16 protein-coding genes and 2 pseudogenes are annotated in these 20,006 nt (G+C 62.3%); 7 read left to right on the top strand and 11 right to left on the bottom strand.

The window, feature by feature from the left end; all coding sequences use genetic code 11:
* Positions 1-12 precede the first annotated feature (12 nt).
* Together D906_RS09955 and glnT are read right to left on the bottom strand one after the other, a co-directional pair.
* Complete coding sequence (locus tag D906_RS09955; protein ID WP_016715696.1) at positions 13-918, bottom strand: glutamine amidotransferase family protein; 906 nt, start codon at positions 916-918, stop codon at positions 13-15.
* A 65-nt stretch (positions 919-983) separates the two neighbouring features.
* Positions 984-2,318, bottom strand: a complete 1,335-nt coding sequence (glnT, locus tag D906_RS09950) for a type III glutamate--ammonia ligase (RefSeq protein ID WP_019097857.1) — start codon at positions 2,316-2,318, stop codon at positions 984-986.
* A 346-nt stretch (positions 2,319-2,664) separates the two neighbouring features.
* Here glnT and D906_RS09945 point away from each other — a divergent pair, with 346 nt between their 5' ends.
* Positions 2,665-3,258, top strand: coding sequence for a cupin domain-containing protein (locus tag D906_RS09945; RefSeq protein WP_016715694.1), 594 nt, complete (start codon positions 2,665-2,667; stop codon positions 3,256-3,258).
* 59 nt (positions 3,259-3,317) lie between these two features.
* The gene (locus tag D906_RS09940) at positions 3,318-3,662 is read left to right on the top strand and encodes a DMT family transporter (RefSeq protein WP_080587360.1); all 345 of its coding nucleotides are present in this window, start codon (positions 3,318-3,320) and stop codon (positions 3,660-3,662) included.
* A 71-nt stretch (positions 3,663-3,733) separates the two neighbouring features.
* Here the strand turns inward: D906_RS09940 and D906_RS26775 are convergent, their stop codons facing one another.
* A complete protein-coding gene (locus D906_RS26775) occupies positions 3,734-4,276 on the bottom strand; it encodes a hypothetical protein (RefSeq protein WP_232238359.1) in 543 nt (180 codons plus the stop codon).
* Between the two features lie 51 nt (positions 4,277-4,327).
* Positions 4,328-4,606 (bottom strand): annotated as a pseudogene (locus D906_RS26770) (RHS repeat-associated core domain-containing protein); the annotation flags it as partial.
* A gap of 80 nt (positions 4,607-4,686) precedes the next feature.
* Here D906_RS26770 and D906_RS27010 point away from each other — a divergent pair.
* Positions 4,687-4,956, top strand: a pseudogene (locus D906_RS27010) (aldo/keto reductase); the annotation flags it as partial.
* Here D906_RS27010 and D906_RS09925 read toward each other — a convergent pair.
* Complete coding sequence (locus D906_RS09925) at positions 4,925-5,830, bottom strand: LysR family transcriptional regulator (RefSeq protein ID WP_019097859.1); 906 nt, start codon at positions 5,828-5,830, stop codon at positions 4,925-4,927. The pseudogene D906_RS27010 and the gene D906_RS09925 sit on opposite strands and share 32 nt — an antisense overlap.
* Before the next feature lie 111 nt (positions 5,831-5,941).
* On the opposite strand from D906_RS09925, the gene D906_RS09920 reads away from it, so the two are divergent.
* Both D906_RS09920 and ppnN read left to right on the top strand, forming a co-directional pair.
* Positions 5,942-7,003, top strand: a complete 1,062-nt coding sequence (locus D906_RS09920; RefSeq protein WP_027615131.1) for a YeiH family protein — start codon at positions 5,942-5,944, stop codon at positions 7,001-7,003.
* A 148-nt stretch (positions 7,004-7,151) separates the two neighbouring features.
* A complete protein-coding gene (gene ppnN, locus D906_RS09915) occupies positions 7,152-8,525 on the top strand; it encodes a nucleotide 5'-monophosphate nucleosidase PpnN (protein WP_019097861.1) in 1,374 nt (457 codons plus the stop codon).
* A gap of 39 nt (positions 8,526-8,564) precedes the next feature.
* Here the strand turns inward: ppnN and D906_RS09910 are convergent, their stop codons facing one another.
* Positions 8,565-9,710: a GGDEF domain-containing protein gene (locus tag D906_RS09910; protein ID WP_027615130.1), complete on the bottom strand. Its 1,146-nt coding sequence runs from the start codon at positions 9,708-9,710 to the stop codon at positions 8,565-8,567.
* Between the two features lie 326 nt (positions 9,711-10,036).
* Positions 10,037-11,365 (bottom strand): CDP-diacylglycerol--serine O-phosphatidyltransferase, encoded by a 1,329-nt coding sequence (pssA, locus tag D906_RS09905; RefSeq protein ID WP_027615129.1) that lies wholly within the window; start codon positions 11,363-11,365, stop codon positions 10,037-10,039.
* A 181-nt stretch (positions 11,366-11,546) separates the two neighbouring features.
* Between pssA and D906_RS09900 the strand changes: the two genes are divergently transcribed.
* Positions 11,547-12,554 carry a GlxA family transcriptional regulator gene (locus tag D906_RS09900; RefSeq protein WP_027615128.1) on the top strand — a complete coding sequence of 336 codons (1,008 nt, stop codon included), beginning with the start codon at positions 11,547-11,549 and terminating at the stop codon, positions 12,552-12,554.
* 69 nt (positions 12,555-12,623) lie between these two features.
* Here D906_RS09900 and D906_RS09895 read toward each other — a convergent pair whose 3' ends face one another.
* The 3 genes from D906_RS09895 to katG form a co-directional block, all read right to left on the bottom strand.
* The gene (locus tag D906_RS09895) at positions 12,624-13,958 is read right to left on the bottom strand and encodes an MFS transporter (protein WP_019097864.1); all 1,335 of its coding nucleotides are present in this window, start codon (positions 13,956-13,958) and stop codon (positions 12,624-12,626) included.
* 117 nt (positions 13,959-14,075) lie between these two features.
* Entirely contained in the window at positions 14,076-15,287 is a 1,212-nt protein-coding gene (locus D906_RS09890; protein ID WP_019097865.1) for a M24 family metallopeptidase, read from the bottom strand.
* A 154-nt stretch (positions 15,288-15,441) separates the two neighbouring features.
* The gene (gene katG, locus D906_RS09885) at positions 15,442-17,697 is read right to left on the bottom strand and encodes a catalase/peroxidase HPI (protein ID WP_027609067.1); all 2,256 of its coding nucleotides are present in this window, start codon (positions 17,695-17,697) and stop codon (positions 15,442-15,444) included.
* Between the two features lie 349 nt (positions 17,698-18,046).
* Here katG and D906_RS09880 point away from each other — a divergent pair, with 349 nt between their 5' ends.
* Positions 18,047-18,949 carry a LysR family transcriptional regulator gene (locus D906_RS09880; RefSeq protein WP_019097866.1) on the top strand — a complete coding sequence of 301 codons (903 nt, stop codon included), beginning with the start codon at positions 18,047-18,049 and terminating at the stop codon, positions 18,947-18,949.
* Between the two features lie 42 nt (positions 18,950-18,991).
* Here the strand turns inward: D906_RS09880 and D906_RS09875 are convergent, their stop codons facing one another.
* A complete protein-coding gene (locus tag D906_RS09875) occupies positions 18,992-19,870 on the bottom strand; it encodes a DMT family transporter (protein ID WP_016715684.1) in 879 nt (292 codons plus the stop codon).
* Positions 19,871-20,006 lie beyond the last annotated feature (136 nt).

Raw genomic sequence — 20,006 nt, 5'->3', positions numbered from 1 at the left:
TTCGGTGGCAGGTCAGGCGCTTTCGCGCTCCCAGACGTACAGGGTGGCCGGAGCCGGCTCCCAGACCTTGGCATGCTCGATACCCGGCAGGCTGGCCAGTGCCTGGTATTCCGAGGCCATGGCCACGTAGTCTTCGGTCTCGGCTAGCACTGCCGGCTTGCAGGCAATCGGGTCGCGGATCACGGCAAAGCCGTTGCGGGTGCCGATGGCGAAGGTGAAGAAGCCGTCCAGGTCTTCCAGCGCGCCATCCAGGGCCTGGGCCAGGGTATCGCCCTGCTGCAGGCGCCAGGTCAGGTAGCCGGCGGCCACTTCGGTGTCGTTATCGGTTTCGAAACTGATGCCTTCGCGCTTCAGTTCCTGGCGCAGGCGGAAGTGGTTGGACAGCGAGCCGTTGTGCACAAGGCACAGGTCGGCACCGGTGGAAAACGGGTGGCTGCCTTCCATGGTCACGGCGCTTTCGGTGGCCATGCGGGTATGGCCAATGATGTGGCTGCCCTTCATGCCGGCCAGGCCGAAACGGCTGGAGATTTCAGCCGGCAGGCCCATACCCTTGAGGATTTCGATGCTTTGCCCGGCGCTCATGATGCGCACGGCCGGGGCCAGTTCGCTCAGTGCCTGGCGGGCAGCCGCTTCGCTGGTATGCACTTTGAGTACCGCCGCGCTGGCATTCTGGAACCCGTCAAGCGAGCAGCCCAGGCGCCCCTCCAGCTGGCCCATCAGGGTGGCCCAGTCGTAGTTGATATCCGTGGCTTGCAGGGTCAGCTTGACCCAGCCATCCGCCACCTCGTCGCCGTAGATGGCAAAGCCTGCGCTGTCCGGGCCACGGTCGGTCATGGCTTCGAGCATGGGTTCGAAGAGTTTGCCAAGCTGGGCCTCCAGCTCGGGCTTTTTCAGGTACAGACCTACGATTCCACACATGGTGATGCTCCTTACTAGGCAGTGGGCGGTCGCTGTCGTATTGGCCGCCCAGAGGATTGGGGCGGTCAGAAGAACTCGGTGTAACGCTGGATTTCCCAGTCGGAGACATGGCGGCAGTACTCCACCCACTCCATGCGCTTGAGCTTGATGAACTCGTCGACAATCTCGGCGCCCAACACCTCGCGGAACAACGGGTCGGCTTCGAGCGCGTCGGCGGCTTCCTTCAGCGATTGCGGCAGGGTCTTGATGCCGCGTGCGGCAATTTCTTCAAGGCTGAGGTTGTAAAGGTTCTCGTTGCACATCTCGCCCGGCTCCAACTGGCGGTCGATGCCATCGAGCCCGGCGGCGATGATCGCGGCGGTAACCAGGTACGGGTTGCAGCCGGCGTCCGGCAGGCGGAACTCCAGGCGGCCATACGGGATGCGCACCATCGCCGAGCGGTTGTTGGCCCCCCAGGCCACGAAGGCCGGCGCCCACGTCGAACCCGACAAGGAACGCCCCACCACCAGCCGCTTGTAGGAATTGACCGTCGGTGCCGCGAAGGCACACAACGCCGGGCCGTGGGCCAGGAGCCCTGCGGCAAAGTGGTAGGCCAGCTTCGACAGGCCCATGCCGCTGCTGTCGGACGCGTCGTGGAACAGGTTCTTGTTGGTGCTGCTGGCCAGCGAGAGGTGGAAGTGCATGCCATTGCCGGCACGCTTGGGGTCGGGCTTGGGCATGAACGAGCAGATCATCCCCAGGTCGTTGGCGATTTCACCGGCGGCCATGCGGAAGAAGGTAAAGCGGTCGGCCGACTCCATGGCGTCGCTGTAGGTGTAGTTGATCTCGAACTGGCCGTTGGCGTCTTCGTGGTCGATCTGGTAGATGTCGAAGCCTACCGGTTGCAGGGCCTCGGTCAGGCGCTCGAGAAACAGCCGCGAGCGCGACAGGCCCTTGTAGTCGTAGCAAGGCTTGTCGAGGTTGTCGGAGGCATCCACCAGTTGCAGCTTGCCGCCTTCGTCACGGCGGAACAGGCTGAATTCCGGCTCCAGGCCGGTGTTCAAGGTCCAGCCCTTGTCGGCCAGGCGTTGCACCTGTTGTTGCAACACATAGCGGCTGTCGTAAGGCCAGGGCTGGCCGTTGACATGCCCCACGCACACCACCCGGCCGTACCCCGGCTGCCACGGTACCGGGATCAAGGTGGAAAGGTCGCCACGGGCCATGAAGTCCGGGCCGTGCGGCTCCATGCCCATGCCGCAGATGGCGAACCCGGCAAAGCCGGCGCCCTCTTCGGCCACCATCTTCAGGCCCGAGACCGGCACCGATTTGGTCTTCGCCGAGCCATGGATATCGACGAACTGCGCCAGCACGTACTTGATGCCGTGCTGGTCGAGGGTGCGCTGGGTTTCTGCTGGCAACATGGGTTGAACACTCCTGGGTAAGGGGCAATGATTCCGCATGAGAAACTTAATTTCCTCACAGGAATGCAATGCGCTTGCCAACTCTGTCCACAGCGCCCTTGTGTACCGCCTGATCTGGCCTCATCGCGGGTAAGCCCGCTCCTGCAAAAAAACACCGCAGCCCCTGTAGGAGCGGGCTTGACCGCGATGAGGCCCGCACAGGCAACTCAAAACCCAGGCTGATATTTAAGCTCTATTTATGGGAAACTTGTTTTCACCCGAGGAAAGAAGCAGCCAACGCAGCTGCTTTTCGCACTTTCCCAGTGCGAAATCTTTATTCTTGAACTGAAACCGTGCAGGACATTCGATGTCGACCGAAACCGAACCGCGCCTTCGCCTGGAGCAGTACCTGGGCCTGCAGATCAAGCGCCAGCGCCAGGCCCAGTCCCTCAAGCTCGCCGATGTGGCGCGCATCGCCGGCATCAGCCAGGGCATGCTGAGCAAGATCGAGAACGCCCAGGTGTCCACCAGCCTCGACACCCTCAGCCGCCTGTGCGACGTACTGGGCATGCCGATGGCCAAGCTGTTCAGCCAATATGACCAGCCCGACGGCAATGCCTTGCTGGTGAAGGCCGGCGAAGGGCTGGAGGTGGTGCGCCGCGGCACCGAGAAGGGCCACACCTACCATTTGCTCAATCACGCCAGGGGGCCGAAAAAGAACTTCGAGGCGTACATGGTGAGCATGGATGACGCCAGCGAAGAGTTCCCGACCTTCGCCCACCCGGGCACCGAATTCCTCCACCTGCTGGAAGGCGAACTGGTGTACCGCCATGGCAACCAGCTCTATCACATGCACGCTGGCGACAGCCTGACCTTCGACGGTGAAACCCCGCATGGCCCCGAACAGCTGGTGCAGGTGCCCATCCGCCTGTTGTCGATCATGAACTACGGCGAAGAGTGACGCGGCGTAGCAAGGCAACTGCCGATATCGCGATCAGGCAAGCACACATCGCCCGCAAGATGGTTACCGCCGGCCTGGTGTTGGTGGTACCGACTTTCGACCTGCTGGGCAGCACCCGCCTCGCAGGCAGCGACTGGGTCGACCTGGCCTTGTTGGGTGTGTTCTGCACCGGGTTGTCGCAGTTCCTGTTCGTCAAGCGCCTGGAAGGCCTGGAAGCCCGCATTGCCGGCATGATCATCGCGCTGGAGCCGGTGTGCGCGATCATCGGGGCATGGTGGTTGTTTGGTGACCAACCGAGCCTGCGCATGGCTGCGGGTGCTGCGCTGATCGTGCTGGCGACTATTCTAGCTGACGCGCGCAAAGCACCTGCGGAGCAAGGGGACACCAGTCGCTGCGCGCACTGAATATCTGTCCTGGGCGCGGCTCAACGCATGCCGCGCCTGCTTGACGAAAGCGAGAAGGCTTACTTCTAGAGTTAGCTTCGCCTAGGGGGTGGAGAAGGCGGCGCTTCTGGTGGTCCATAGCGCTCAAGCATCCTATCAAACCGGTCAATCTCCCTTTGGAAACGCACATCCCACATTGCTTTAGCAACTTCACGCCACGCTGACCCTGCTAGCTGCGGTCTCTCGTGCTGAGCAGCAGGAAGAGAGAAACTCCTAAGATCTCTTTTACTGACTTCGTAAGATTTATAATTTCCGAGCCCTCGTGCGGGTTTAAAAGGTCCCACGCCCAACACAAAGATATTCAGCTTCGTCTCATAGTGACCAACCGGCAAATGAAAAATGGGGCTGCCAGCCACGAAATCCGCTGCAAACCCATCGGTTTCAAAATTGTATTTTAGATCCCATCGGGTGTACCCATAGTGCGGAGCCCCGTGCTTATATAACCGTGCAGCTACAACACTCTTTTCCATCGTCCCCCGATGTATTCCGTTCGCCACTTTCCGGAAATGTGAAAGCTGTGGCTGCAAGCTTGATGGAAAACCCTCTTTTTGCAAAACATTGATATCCAGACTCATTCGAGGGTTCACTTGTCCCCTGGAGGCATTTCTGGAAGACCCAGAAGGGTCAACATAATTCACAGGATCACCTGAGCAATAGGCATACGCATTTATCCCCCCGCTACCAAACGGGCTTATAGAGTCAGGGCTGGTAAAGCGGCAGATTGAAGGGCTATACAGACGCCGACCATTTCCTAGCGGATACAAGCCATGCACTGCGTCACGCCGCTGTCCGGCGAATCCGATAATGGACGAATGTTGTGACAGCTCAGAGAAACCGTAAACCGTATAGGCTAGATCAAGGTTCGGACGACTCTGGAGACTTACACCCCGAAGGAGACAATCCATGGCAAAACTATCCCAAGCCTCAGATGCCTTCACCCTAGATAGACATTCGTGGTTTGGAAACTGATATTTTTACCAGGTCAGTCATTGCCTACTCAACGTTGCAATCTGGCCCATTGACGGGAAGCATGAGCCGCGAGCGAATTGCACAACTGCCCGATGACGACTGGCGAAAAACGCGCAGCGCGGATTTCCAGGAACCTCGCCTAAGCAAGAACCTCGCTTTGGTAGAAGTCATGGCAGATATCGGTGTCAGGCACGGGGTCGGTGCGGCGGCTGTAGCGATCGCTTGGGTTCTGCGTAGTCCCGCGGTATCCGGAACTATCGTAGCCGCACGCCGCCCCAGCCAAATTGCCTGCCAACACACAACTCAAGAAACCGCGCAGCCGCCCGCGAGGGGGTTGCCGCATGCGGCACCAGAATGGAGAACCGACGCACCAGCGCCTGCGGCGTAACCTGCAGCCGGTGCAGCGCCCCATCTTCATGGCGAATGGACATCGCCGACACAAAGCCAACCCCCATCCCGGCCCGTACCGCCTCCTTCACCCCTTCCACCCCGGCAATCTCCAGCGCCACGCGCATCGCCACACCCTCACGGGCAAACGCCCGCTCGACGATTTGCCGCACACCCGAGCCGCTTTCGCGCAGCACCAGTGGGCAGGCTCCCAGTGACGCCAGCGTCTGCTGATCACTGTCAGCCAAGGGGTGACCCCGTGGCACGATGGCCACGATCTCGTCCTCACGCCATGCCGTCACTTCCGTGCCCAGCGGCAGCTCCTGTCCCGGCGGGCCTTCGATCAGGGCGATATCGACACTGTCCAGGGCGGCAACAATTTCCGCCGTGTTGCCATGTGAAGTGGTGACCAGCACGTCTGGATAGCGCCCGTGGAAATCGGCAATCAAGTAAGGCAGCAGGTAGCTGGCCGGCGTGGTGCTGGCACCGATGCGCAAGGTCCCGCGCTCCAGCCCGCGCATGGCTTCGCGCAGCGCCTGCGCCTGACGAAAGGTTTCACGCAGGCGCTCGGCATGGGCCAGCAGTTGCTCGCCAGCCGCCGTCAACCGTACACCACGGCCGGCACGTTGATAGAGCGGCTCGCCAAACGCCTCCTGCAACAGCTTGAGCTGGCCGGACACAGCCGGCTGCGACAGATGCAGGGCCTGGGCCGCATGGCTGATGTTGCCATGCTCGGCAACGGTGGCGAACGTTATCAGCTGTTCTGGGGTCATGAATGAAAAATATCAGCTATTCGGATATTTGCCATCCTAAATTACGATTTTTTATAAGCTTATAACCAGATTAACGTAGGCCTTGTCGAAATACCTTTCCGGAGGACTCACATGGCCACGGTTCCGTCCAACCCTGCTTTTGCACCTACCCTCTCTACCCGAGGGCGGCTCAATGGCATCCTGTTCGTGGCGTTGTTCGCGCTCGCGGTCACTCAGCTGGCCGCCATGCCCGCCATCGCCAACCTGGGCATCAGCCCGCTGATCGTCGGTATTGTCGCCGGTGCGCTGTATGGCAACGCGCTGCGTGACGGCGTACCGGCTAGCTGGGCGGCGGGTATCAACTTTTCTGCGCGCGGCCTGTTGCGCATCGCCGTGGCCTTCTTTGGCCTGCGCGTCAGCCTGCAGGAGATCGCCGAAGTCGGCTGGTCGGGGCTTATCGTGTCGCTGCTGGTGGTATCTAGCACACTGTTGATCGGCCTGTGGTGCGGCATGAAACTGTTCAAGCTGGACCGCGATACTGCCTTGCTGACGGCCGCCGGTAGCGCCATCTGCGGCGCCGCTGCGGTGCTGGCCTTCGAATCGGCACTGCGCAGTGCCCCGCACAAGAGCGCCATGGCAGTCGGTAGCGTGGTGCTGTTCGGCACCTTGTCGATGTTCCTGTACCCGCTGGCCATCAACGCCGGCTGGCTGCACCTCGACACGATGGGTGCCGGGTTGTTCCTGGGCGGCACTATTCATGAAGTGGCCCAGGTGGTTGGCGCCGCCAGTAACGTAAGCCCTGAAGCCACCCATATCGCAACCATCGTCAAGATGACCCGGGTAATGTTGCTGGTGCCGGTACTGTTGGTGGTAGGCCTGTGGATCAGCCGTTCGCGCAAAGCCGGCCAAGCGCAGGGCAATGGGCGTATCGCCATGCCTTGGTTCGCCTTCGGCTTCCTCGCTCTGGTACTGGTGAACTCGTTGCGGGTGCTGCCTGGTAGCGTGACCCAGGCGGTGAACAGCCTGGACACCTTTGCCCTGACCATGGCCATGACGGCACTGGGGATGGAAACCCGCTTCAGCCAGATCCGCCAGGCTGGGCCGAAGGCGCTGGCGACCGGGGCGATTCTCAACCTGTGGCTGGTCGGGGGTGGTTTGGCGATTACAGTCGGCGTGCAGAAGCTGTTGGGCTGACTTGAGGCCGGGTTGGCTTCTTCGCGGGTAAATACGCGAAGAAGCCAACCCGGCCTCAAGCTTTTTCACTAGCCCTCTCGTTGCCGCCCACATTTCTCGGTATGGTGTTGTCAAAGAAGGATGTTTTACCCGCACAGGAAAGACTTAGATGCCTCAACGCAATGTCATCAATGCATCCGTCAGCCCCAAAGGCAGCCTGGAAACGCTGTCACAACGTGAAGTGCAGCAACTGAGTGAAGTCGGTACCGGTAGCCTTTACACCCTGTTCCGCCAGTGCGCCCTGGCCATCCTCAACACCGGCGCCCATGTCGACAATGCCAAGACCATTCTCGAGGCCTACAAGGACTTCGAGGTGAGAATCCACCAACAGGACCGCGGTGTCCGCCTGGAGCTCTTGAATGCCCCGGCCGACGCCTTCGTCGATGGCGAAATGATCGCCAGCACCCGTGAAATGCTGTTCAGCGCCCTGCGCGACATCGTCTACACCGAAAGCGAACTGGCCAGCCAGCGCATCGATCTGGAAAGCTCCCAGGGCATCACCGACTACGTCTTCCACCTGCTGCGCAACGCGCGCACCCTGCGCCCGGGCGTGGAGCCAAAAATGGTGGTGTGCTGGGGCGGCCACTCGATCAGCACCGAGGAATACCAGTACACCAAGAAGGTCGGCCACGAGCTTGGCCTGCGTAAACTGGACGTGTGCACCGGCTGCGGCCCTGGCGTGATGAAGGGGCCGATGAAGGGCGCCACCATCGCCCACGCCAAGCAGCGCATGCACGGCAGCCGTTACCTGGGCCTGACCGAACCGGGCATCATCGCCGCCGAAGCGCCCAACCCTATCGTCAACGAACTGGTGATCCTGCCGGACATCGAGAAGCGCCTGGAAGCCTTCGTACGTGTCGGCCACGGCATCATCATCTTCCCGGGCGGTGCCGGCACGGCCGAGGAGTTCCTGTACCTGCTGGGCATCCTCATGCACCCGGACAACCACGACCTGCCGTTCCCGGTGGTACTCACCGGCCCGCGCAGTGCCGAGCCTTACCTGCAGCAGTTGCATGCCTTTGTCGGCGCCACCTTGGGTGAAGCAGCGCACCGGCTGTACGAAATCATCATCGACGACCCGGCGGAAGTTGCCCGGCACATGGTCGAAGGGCTCAAAGAGGTCAAGCAGTTCCGCCGCGAGCGTAACGATGCCTTCCACTTCAACTGGCTGCTGAAGATCGAGGAGAGCTTCCAGCGCCCGTTCGACCCGACCCACCAGGCCATGGCCGAGCTGGACCTGCGCCGCGAGCTGCCGCCCCATGAACTGGCAGCCAACCTGCGCCGGGCGTTTTCCGGCATTGTTGCGGGTAACGTGAAAGACAAGGGCATCCGCCTGATCGAGGAGCACGGGCCGTACCAGATCCGTGGCGACAGCGCCGTGCTGGACCCGCTGGGCCGGCTGTTGCAGGCCTTCGTCGACCAGCACCGGATGAAGCTGCCCGGCGGCGCGGCGTATGTACCGTGCTACCAGGTGGTGACCTGATAGCCCATAACATCGGGGCCGCTTGGCGGCCCCGATGGCCTATTGGCTAAGGTCTGCCATAGGCCGCTCTACAAACTGGATACTGTCCCGCCCACTGCGTTTGGACTGGTACAACGCCACATCCCCCTGCTCGATCAACGCCGCCAGGCTGGCCGGCGGCTGCTCGAACAGGTTGGCACCGATACTCAAGGTGACCGCCTGCGGTGTAGGCACGGTCTTGCTGGCGTACTGCTGGAACTGTTCACGCAACAGCCCACCCAACTCCATGACCCGCTCGCTGCTCGCCCCGCACAGCAAGATGACGAACTCATCACCGCCCAAACGCGCTGCCAGCGAGCGCTCGGGCAGCCCTGTGCGAATGAGTTCGCTCAGGGCAATCAGCAAGCGATCACCCGCGATATGCCCATGCAGGTCGTTGACCAGCTTGAAGTTGTCGATGTCGATCAGCAGCAAGGCCCCGGGTTGCGCCGGGCTCACTTCCTTGAAGAAATGCCCGGCCCGCACTTCCAGCGCGCGGCGGTTGTAGAGCGCAGTCAACGGGTCGCGCGCGGCCAACCTGGCAATCCGCTCCTCGCGTCGATAACGCACGGTCCCCGTCATCGACAAGGCAATCAGCATGATCGCCATCGCCCCCTCGACCAGGGAAATCTGAATGATCAGCCCGCCAAAGGTGGCCAGGTCAATCAAGGTGCCCGGCGTGATCGCAATGACCGCCTTGGCCACGTAGAACAGCCCGTGAAGCAGCAACACATAGCGCAGCTGCACCGCGCCCACGCTCAGCGACTTGCCGTGCGGCCGCAACAGGAAGCTGGCCTTCAACGTCAGCGCGGCCACCAGCAGCGAGTTGACCATCAACATCACCTTCGACCACTGCGGCCCCACGGGCAGCAAAAGCAAGGCGAACCACACGACCACAACCAATAACCAGGCCCGCGACAAACGGTCTTGGGTAAAACGCAACACGCCCATCAGGAAAAACCAGTGCGCAACCACCAGCAAGCCATTGGCGAACCAGATGCCGATGAACAGCAAGCCGATCCCGCGTAGCAAGGCCAGAACACAGCCGACAGTAATGGTGGCAAAACCTGCACTCCAGAACAGCAAAGAGGTTTCGCGGACGCTGCGCCACTCAATCGCCAGGTACAACGCAGCTGCTGCTGCCAGGGCGACCGAGATGGTCAGCATCGTGGGTGGATCTAGCGCCATATACGCATTGGCCTATCTGGTTAACGAAGAAAAGGCCCGATTGTATGCGCTCGTGATGACTTTTCAGAGGGGCCTTGCACGGTTGCCTGCAAATGATAGCCCAGCCCCTGTCCATGGTCGTGCGCAAGCAATATCATATTGACATCAAGCGGTCGTGTTCACCACTCAAATCGCGATGCATTCACCCAAGAAAACGCACCCGTTGCCCGCCCGTGAGCACTCAGACAAGCACAGGCTTAGCTAAGGTCGCCGAGCCGGCGCGGTCCCTGTAGGCGCGGGCACGGCTTTTGGAAGAGTGCAAGGGCTCAGAGCATCCGCTTGATCAACGGCTCCAACCGGCTATAACGCAACCGCCGCAGGAACTTGCGCACTTCCTTGGGGTGCTCGGCCTTGACCCCCAACGCCTCGGCCGAGCCGATTTTCGGCGCAAACCGGCGCAACTCGGCCAGCTCCGCCTCTCGTGGCGCCAGCCACTGCCCCAGCGGGTCATCGATGAGCAGGCCGTTCTCAAGGTCCAGGTTGAACCCCCGCGGGTTCAGGTTGTTGCCGGTCAGCAGCGAATAGCGCTGGTCGACCCACACGCCCTTGGCGTGGAAGGTATGCCCGGGATCGTTCCAGATCCGCACTTCCAGCTGGCCACGGGTAATGGCCGCGTGGCGGCGCCGGGCGAAGCCTCGCAGGTTGTCTTCATACAGATAAGGCAAAGCGCCACTGGCACTGAACGGCTCACCGGGGGCGATGTAGAAGTCGTTGGCCGTGCGGTCACCCACGATCAGCTCAACGTGCACGCCCCGCTCCAGCGCATGGTCGAGCTCGCGCATCACCACCCGTGGCGGGTTGAAATACGGCGTGCTGATGATGATGTGCGTGCGCGCCGCCGCTAGCAGGGCGCACAGCGCCCGGTTCAACGGGTTGCCACGGCCCACGCCCAACAGTGGCACCACCCGCAACCCCTCCCCAGGCACGGCGGCCGGTGCCTCGTACGCCATGCGCCGCAACCGCGCACGCAAGCGCCGAATGTCGCCGCGCAAGCTACGGGTGGCGGGTGGTGCGGGCAAGTCGAGGCGTGGTGTGGCGGTGTGGTGCAGCAGGCGCGCTACCAGGCCGACCATGGCGTCGGCCAGCGCCGGTGACTGGAACAGGTGATAGCGGTCCAGGCGATAACGGTCGAAGCGGTGCAGGTACACGTTGTTCAGGCTGGCGCCGGTGTAGATCACACAGTCGTCGATGATGCTGCCCTTCAGGTGCAACACACCGAACAACTCACGGGTCTGCACTGGCACCCCGTGAATGACGATATCCAGCCCGCGCAACTGGCGCTGGGCCTGGTACCAGGCGGCGTTACCCGGCTGGCGACCGGCCCCGAGCAGGCCACGGCGGGCACGGAACCAGTCGACCACGATAGTGATTTCCAGGCCCGGCCGCTCGGCCTTGGCCTGGTACAAGGCATCCAGCACTTCCTGGCCGGCCTCGTCTTCCTGCAAGTACAACGCAACGATGACGATGCGCCGGGTTGCAGCGCGGATGCGCTCGAACAGGCAGGCGCGGTAGGCCTTGGCATCGGGCAGCACCTGGATCGACTCGGGCGACATGGCGTAGCCTGGCAATGCCGCCAGCATGGATTCGGGGTTCACGAACGATCACCTTCTCTGTGCAATCACTGTCGGCCCTGCCAGCCGGCGGGGCCATTCCTGGTCGCTGCGCCGGGGGTGTAAGATCGACCCGGCAACGACCTATAAAAACAAGAACCACGCGAGGCTGTATTTTCTCACTGCCCCTGACGAACTATGCCTCAGCTTGCACAGGAACAGCGCAATGGTCCACCCCGCTTCTGCAACCCCATCGCCGTCTATTGTAAAGAGTTGTTCCGCGAAGACCTTCGGCTTTCTGATTTTGCCCAATTTCACCACCATCGGCCTGGCCTCGGCGGTAGAAACCTTGCGCATGGCCAACCTGGCCGCGCGCAAGCCACTGTTTCGCAGTGTGCTCATCGCAGCAGACGATGCGCCAGTGACGGCCAGCAACGGCATGCGCGTCTTACCCGACTACAGCATCGCCAACGCGCCCGCACTGGATACCCTGCTGGTGGTGGGTGCCAACCCCATCGACCGTAGTCGTGGTAACCGTCCGTTGATCGACTGGTTGCGCCAGTTGGCCCGCCAACACATGCCGTTGGGCGGTATCTGTACCGGCAGCTACCTGCTGGCCAAGGCCGAACTGCTAAAGGGCTACCGCTGCACCATCCACTGGGAAGACTTGCCGACATTGCAGGCACACTTCCCCGGCATCGTGATCTCCAGCCAGCTGTTCGAACTGGACCGCGACCGCTACACCTGCTCGGGCGGTGTGGCAGCCATGGACATGATGCTGCAACTGGTAGCCCGCGAGGCTGGCGGCCAGGACATCGCGGCCAAGGCGGCCGAGCTGTTGCTGTGCGACCGCATGCGGGGCGAGCGCGAGCGCCAGCGGGTGCCGCTGCGCACCCTGTTGGGCAGCGCCCAACCCAAGCTGAGCCAGGTGGTGGCGATCATGGAAGCCAACCTGGAAGAACCGCTGGGGCTGGAAGAGCTGGCCAGCCTCAATGAAGTGACCGTGCGCCAGTTGGAGCGGCTGTTTCACAAGTACCTGCAGCGTACGCCCAGCCAGTATTACCTGGAGTTACGGCTGTCGAGGGCGCGGGAGTTGCTGCTGCGCAGCGATGCGCAGGTGCGGGAGGTGGCGTTGGCTTGCGGGTTCAGTTCGCCGGCGCATTTTTCCAAGAGCTATAGCCGATTCTTCGGGTTGTCGCCGCTGGGGGAGCGGCGGCAGGCTTCGCTGCATTAATTCAAGTTTTTGTATCGCTTTTACCGGCCTCTTCGCGGGTTTACCCGCGAAGAGGCCGGTACAGGTCAACTAATCTTCAAGAGCCGAGTGCGCCGTTTCCCGACACATCAGCATGGCCACCAGCGCGACCAGTGCCGCCGCCAGCAAATACCCCGCCGGCGCCAGCTTGCTGCCGGTCACCTGGATCAGCCAGGTGGCAATGAACGGCGCAGTCCCGCCAAACAGCGCGTTGGCCAGATTGAAGCTCAGGGCAAAGCCACTGAAACGCACCCGGGTCGGGAAAATCTCCGCCAGCAGGCACGGCAAGGTCCCGTCGTTCATCGCCAGTACCGCCCCGAAGCAAATCTGGATCGCCAGGATCACCACCAGCGGCTGCCCATCGAGCAGGCGGAACAACGGCACGGTCAGCCCCAGGAACAACAGCGACGCCACCACCAGCATGGTCTTGCGGCCAAACTGGTCGGACAAACGCCCCATCAGGAAGATCAAGCCGATATAGGTGGCCAGCGACACCGTCGAGGCAATGAACGAATCCCGCTCGCTCATGCCCATTTCAGTGGACAGGTAGGTCGGCATGTAGCTAAGCAGCAGGTAGAACGCCACGGCGTTCAGGCAGGTAACGCCAATGCCGATGGCCAGGCTGCGGCGGTGCTGGCTCATCAGTTCGCGTATTGGCGCCTGCGCCATGCAGGCTTTGTTTTCCAGGCGCTGCTCCATCTCCAGAAATTTGGGGGTGTCCTGCAGGCTCATGCGGATATAACGCCCTACCAGGCCAAACGGCGCCGCCAGCAGGAACGGCAGCCGCCAGCCCCATTCATGCAGGGCTTCGCTGCTGAGCAGCTCGTGCAGTACCGCCACGAATGCCGCACCAAACAGCAACCCCGCTGCGGTGCTGGCCGGCACGATGCTGGTGTACAAGCCGCGCCGTCCAGGCGGTGCGTATTCAGCCAAAAACGCGGCGGCACCGGCGTACTCGCCCGAAGCCGAAAAGCCCTGCACCAGGCGGATCAGCAACAGCAGGCAGGGTGCCCACAGGCCGATTTGCGCATAACCGGGCAACAGGCCAATGCAAAAGGTGGATACCGACATGATCAGGATCGACCACGACAGTGCGTTGCGCCGGCCATGGCGGTCGCCGAAATGGCCCCAGACAATGCCGCCCAGTGGCCGCACCAGGAACGACAGGGCAAACACTGCAAAGGTGGCCAGCAAGCCGGTGGTCTTATCGGTTTGCGGGAAGAAGGTGGCGGCGATGATGGTGGCCAGGTAGCCGTAGGCGGCGTAGTCGAACCACTCGACGAAGTTGCCCATGAAACTGGCCCGGGCGGCCTTGCGCAGGGCCTGGCGTTCGGCACTGAGCGCGGGGCCGTCGACGGTGGATGGGTCAAGTGTGGTGCTGGACATGACGGGTACCCTCTGGTTCTTTTAATTGGAGGCAGGGTCTGGTGGTCATACAGTGATTTTTTTGTTGTCTGGGCTGGCCTCATCGCGGCTGAAGCCGCGACGAGGCACCACCGATGCTTACTTGCGAATGATGTTGTGCTCCGGCCCATACGGGAATCGGGTGATGTTCTCAGCGCCGTGGTCAGTGACGATCAGGATGTCATGCTCGCGATACCCGCCCGCCCCCAGTCGCCCTTCAGGCAGCATGATCATCGGTTCGATCGACACCACCATGCCCGGCTCCAGCACCGTGTCGATGTCTTCGCGCAGCTCCAGCCCGGCTTCGCGGCCGTAGTAGTGACTCAAGGTGCCGAACGAGTGGCCATAACCGAAGGTGCGGTATTGCAGCAGGTCGTGGCGCAGGAAAATCTCGTTCAGTTCACGGGCGATATCGCTGCAGCGCATGCCCGGACGTACCAGCTTCAACCCGGCCTCGTGTACCTCGACGTTGGCCTGCCACAGGCGCAGGTGCTCGTCCGGGCAATGGTCGAGGAACAGTGTGCGCTCCAGCGCGGTGTAGTAGCCAGCGATCATCGGGAAGCAGTTGAGGCTGAGGATTTCACCCTTGCCCACGCGGCGGCTGGTTACCGGGTTGTGCGCACCGTCGGTGTTGAGCCCGGACTGGAACCAGGTCCAGGTGTCCATCAGCTCGGCATCGGGGAAGCGCTTGGCAATTTCCCGGACCATCGCCTGGGTGGCATGCAATGCCACTTCATATTCAGGCACTTGATCGCGCAGCGCCTCTACCACCGCCGCACCGCCGATATCGGCCACCTGCGCGCCATGGCGAATCAGCGCCTGCTCCTCGGCCGACTTGATCATGCGCATGCGCATGCAGGGTGCACCGATGTCTACCAGCTCGGCCTTGGGGTAGCAGGCGGCGAGCTTGCCGTGGTTCTGCAGGTTGAGGTGGTCATGCTCCACGCCAATGCGCGAGGCCAGCGGCAGGGCCTGCTGGATGGCGACGAAGAAGTTGTCGCGCTGCCAGTCGGTGTAGACGATGTTGTCAGTGCCCACCGTGCGCCGCCAGGGTTGCCCGCCGTCGATGTTGGCACTGATCGAGACCACCTTGTCCTGGGTGATCACCAGCGCATAGGGGCGGCCGAACGAGCAGTAGAGAAAATCGCTGTAGTAGTTGACGTTGTGGTACGACGTGAAGATCGCCGCTTCGATGTCCTGCTCGTCCATGTAGGCCCGCAGCCGGGCATGGCGGGCCGCATATTCCTGGGCCGAGAAGGTTGGCTGCACCTTGTCGCCATTGCGGATTTTCAGGGTCTTGGGCATTTGCATGGTCGGGGTTCCTTGTCGTTGTAAGCACGCTGTTCAGGCTTGCCGCCTGAGAAGCATTGCAACAGAACCGACGAGGACGCTTTTGTATCTATCCGACCTGGAATTGGCGGGATGGCCACTGCAAAGGGGGCGCGATGCGCCCCCGGAAACACTGCTACTTCAGGTCAAAGCGATCCAGCTCCATGACCTTCTGCCACGCGGCCACAAAGTCCCGGACGAACTTGTCACCCCCATCACTGCTGCCATACACCTCACTCAGCGCCCGCAACTGGGCATGCGAACCAAACACCAGGTCAACCCGGCTACCGGTCCACTTCACCTGCCCGGTCTTGCGATCGCGGCCTTCGAAGCTTTCGTTGTCTGCCGAAGTCGCCTTCCATTCCACGCCCATGTCCAACAGGTTGCGGAAGAAGTCATTGCTCAAGGTGCCGGGCTTGTCGGTGAACACGCCCTGCTTGCTGCCGCCATGGTTGGCGCCCAACACGCGCAGGCCACCGATCAGCACGGTCAGCTCCGGCGCGGTCAGGGTCAGCAACTGGGCCTTGTCCAGCAACAGCTTCTCGGCCTTGACGCTATAGCGAGCCTTGGTGAAATTGCGGAAACCATCGGCCAACGGTTCCAGCACGGCAAACGATTCGACATCGGTCTGCGCCTGGGACGCATCGACACGGCCCGGGCGGAACCCAACGCTGCCACTGTAGCCGGCATCCTTGGCGGCCTTTTCAACGGCGGCCGTACCCGCCAGCACGATCAGGTCGGCCATCGAGACCTTTTTACCGCCATTGTTGAAGTCGGCCTGAATCTTCTCCAGCGCCGCCAGCACCTTGTCTACACCCTGGTTTGCAGCCCAGTCCTTCTGCGGCGCCAGGCGCAAGCGGGCGCCATTGGCACCACCGCGCTTGTCGGAGCCACGGAAGGTCGAGGCCGATGCCCAGGCGGTGGAAACCAGCTCGCCCACGCTCAAGCCCGAAGCTAAAACCTTGGCCTTGAGGGCCGCGATGTCTTGTTCACTGAGAGTGGATGCCTCAGCTTTGGGCAACGGGTCCTGCCACAGCAGCTCTTCATTGGGCATTTCCGGGCCCAGGTAACGCGCAAGCGGGCCCATGTCGCGGTGGATCAGCTTGTACCAGGCGCGGGCGAAAGCATCCGCCAACTGCTCAGGGTTGTCCTTGAAGCGGCGAGCGATCGGTTCGTAGATCGGGTCGAAGCGCAGCGCCAGGTCGGAGGTGAGCATGGAAGGCGCGTGGCGCTTGGCCGGGTCATGGGCATCCGGCACGGTGCCTGCCCCCTTGCCCTCCTTCGGCCGCCACTGGTGGGCACCGGCCGGGCTCTTGGTCAGTTCCCAGTCGAAGTTGAACAGGTTGTTGAGGTACTCGTTGCTCCATCGGGTGGGGGTCGAGGTCCAGGTCACTTCCAGGCCGCTGGTGATGGTATCGCCACCCTTGCCGCTTCCGAACTTGTTGGCCCAACCCAACCCCTGCAGCTCCAGGCCTGCAGCTTCCGGCTCCGGGCCGACGTTGTCGGCAGGGCCGGCACCGTGGGTCTTGCCGAAGGCGTGGCCACCTGCAATCAGTGCCACGGTTTCTTCGTCGTTCATGGCCATGCGGCCGAAGGTCTCGCGGATATCCTTGCCCGAAGCCACCGGGTCGGGGTTACCTTCCGGCCCTTCCGGGTTCACGTAGATCAGGCCCATCTGCACGGCGGCCAGTGGGTTTTCCAGGTTGCGCTCGGCCGACAGGTCGCGGTTTTGCTCTTCGCCATGTTTGGCCGGTTCGGCCACCAGGTCACCCTGGCCTGGCGGCTGCGCCTTGACCTGGTCCTTGCCGTAGCGGGTATCGCCCCCCAACCAGACCTTTTCCGAACCCCAGTACACGTCTTCATCGGGCTCCCACACATCGGCACGCCCGCCCGAGAACCCGAACGTCTTGAAGCCCATGGATTCGAGGGCGACGTTGCCGGTAAGCACGATCAGGTCGGCCCAGGAAATCTTGTTGCCGTACTTTTGCTTGATCGGCCACAGCAGGCGCCGGGCCTTGTCCAGGCTGACGTTGTCCGGCCAGCTGTTGAGCGGGGCGAAACGCTGCTGACCCGAGCCGGCGCCACCCCGGCCATCACCAATGCGGTAGGTACCGGCGCTGTGCCAGGCCATGCGGATGAACAGCGGGCCGTAGTGGCCGAAGTCGGCGGGCCACCAGTCCTGCGAATCGGTCATCAAGGCGGTCAGGTCTTTTTTCAGGGCCTGGAAGTCCAGGCTCTTGAACGCCTTGGCATAATCGAAGTCCGGGTCAGGGCTGGACTTGGACGAATGTTGGTGAAGAATCCTCAGGTTGAGCTGGTCAGGCCACCAGTCACGGTTGGTGGTGCCGCCACCTGCGGTTTGATGGAACGGGCATTTCGATTCGTTCGACATCTGCGGGTACCTTTGGGTCGGTTATCCAGATTTCCGGTCTATGCCAGGTGTTCTTTCAGCCGAGCGTGTGGGCTCGTGCTACCCCTCATCAGGTCTACACGGGGCTTGCGAAGCTGTCACGGCGGGCCGGTGCGGTCTTGCACGCAGGTGCTGACACACCGCCCGCTCGCGGAATTCGCGGGGCCAGGGGAAAGACTAGCCGAGCTTGGGCAGACTTCTAATAGAGTGGCTGTTAGGGGGTGATAGGCTGGCTCTGTCAGGCGTTGGCAGGCACATCCATACAAGGCAAGCAGGCCGCCCACATGCTTCAATACACCGCCAAGCCCTCTACCCCCGGAACCCGAGCCCAATGAACCGCAACGACCTGCGCCGCGTCGACATGAACCTGCTGGTGCTGTTCGAAGCCCTGATGATCGAACGCAACCTGACCCGCGTGGGTGAAAAGCTGTTCATCACCCAGTCCACCGTCAGCGCCGCCCTCGCCCGCCTGCGCGAGCTGTTTGACGACCCGCTGCTGATCCGTAGCGGCCGGGCCATGGAGCCCACGCCCAGGGCCATGCAGATCTTCGCCGAGCTGGGCCCGGCCATGGACGTGATTTCCGCCGCCATCAGCCGAGCCCGCGAGTTCGACCCGGCCAGCAGTTGCAACGTGTTCCGCCTGGGCCTGTCGGACGATGCCGAGTTCGGCCTGTTCCCAGCGCTTCTGCAGGCCCTTCGCGAAGAGGCCCCGGATATCAGCGTGGTGGTACGGCGTGCCAACTTCCTGCTGATGCCCGGCTTGCTGGCCAGCGGTGAAATTTCGGTCGGTGTGAGCTACACCACCGACCTGCCGGCCACCGCCAAACGCCGCAAGCTGCGTAACATCGGCGTGCGGGTACTGCGCGCCGACGACCGCCCCGGCCCGCTGACCCTCGACGAATACTGCGCCCGCCCGCATGTGATGGTGTCGTTCTCCGGCGACATGAGCGGCAATATCGACCTGGACCTGGCGCGCATCGGTCGTTGCCGCAAGGTGGTGCTGGCAGTGCCGCAGTTCGGCAGCCTGCGCGCCCTGCTACGCAATACCGAGATGATCGCCACGGTGCCGGACTACGCCGCCTGCGCCCTGGCCGACGACGGCAGCTTGCGTGCCGACCCGGCGCCGTTCGATATCACCGAGGCAGAGCTGTCGATGGTGTGGAGTGGTGCCCAGGACAACGACCCCGCCGAGCGCTGGTTGCGCGAGCGTATTTTGCAGTTTATGGCTCGGTAGGTGCTTGGCTGAAGAAGTTTGGCGTTTGTGAGATCGAGCGCCTCATTTACGCCGCTGCATCCACGCCGCCCCCAGCCCACTGAGGCAAATAACCGAAATACCCACCAGGCTCAAGGTATCCGGCACCTGGCTGTAGATCACGAACCCGAGCAACCCGGCAAACACGATCTGGCAGTAGCTGAACGGTGCCAGCAACGCTGGCGCCGCATGGCGGAAGGCCTGGGTCAGCAGCAGGTGCGCCGTCATGCCAAAGCCCCCCAACGCCAGCATCAGCAGCGCATGGTCCCAACGCGGCATTTCCCAGAAAAACGGCACCAGCGCACTCAACGCCAAGGTGTTGCACAGCCCCGCATAGAAGTTGCTGGTGGTCGGGCTGTCGTGCGCCGCCAGGATGCGGGTCAGCAGTTGGTAGAAGCAGAACCCCAGCGCCGAACCGAACGGGTACAGAATGGCAGGGGTGAACATTGCTCCCCCCGGGTGTACTACCACCAGCACGCCGATAAAGCCCAACACCACCGCCACCCACTGCCCCACCGTCACCCGCTCTTTGAGCAGCGGCGCCGACAGCGCGGTGACCAGCACCGGGGCAAGAAAGTTGACTGCCGTGGCCTCGGCCAGCGGCAGGTATTGCAGGCCAGCGGTAAACAACAGGCTGGTGCTGAGCAGGCTCAAGGCACGCAGCGTCTGCAACAGCGGCCGACGGGTGCGCAGCACGTTCATACCCGACTTGGGCAGAAAGATGCCGGCCATCAGCAGCGTATGCACTAAATAGCGTGCCCACACCACCATGATGATCGGGTACAGGCCGCCAAGAAACTTGGACAAGGCATCGTGGCTGGCAAACAGAAACGTCGCCACCACGACGAGGGTGATGCCACGCAGAGGTTGGTTGACGCCGGACAGCGGTGTGCTGGAACTCATGGCTCTCTCGATGACGGCGCGCCAGCAGGCAGCGCCCAGGGAAGGCCGCACAGGCATGGCCTGGCGGGTGCAACAGTTCGGATTCTAGAAGAGATGGCGCAGCATAAGGAAGTTCAATTGCCGCTTGTCCAGGCCG

It is taken from the genome of Pseudomonas sp. LAIL14HWK12:I1, assembly GCF_003202095.1.
Taxonomy (GTDB): domain Bacteria; phylum Pseudomonadota; class Gammaproteobacteria; order Pseudomonadales; family Pseudomonadaceae; genus Aquipseudomonas; species Aquipseudomonas monteilii.
The sequence above is the reverse complement of the archived record's forward strand: the minus strand, read 5'-3'. Positions and strand labels throughout refer to the sequence as shown.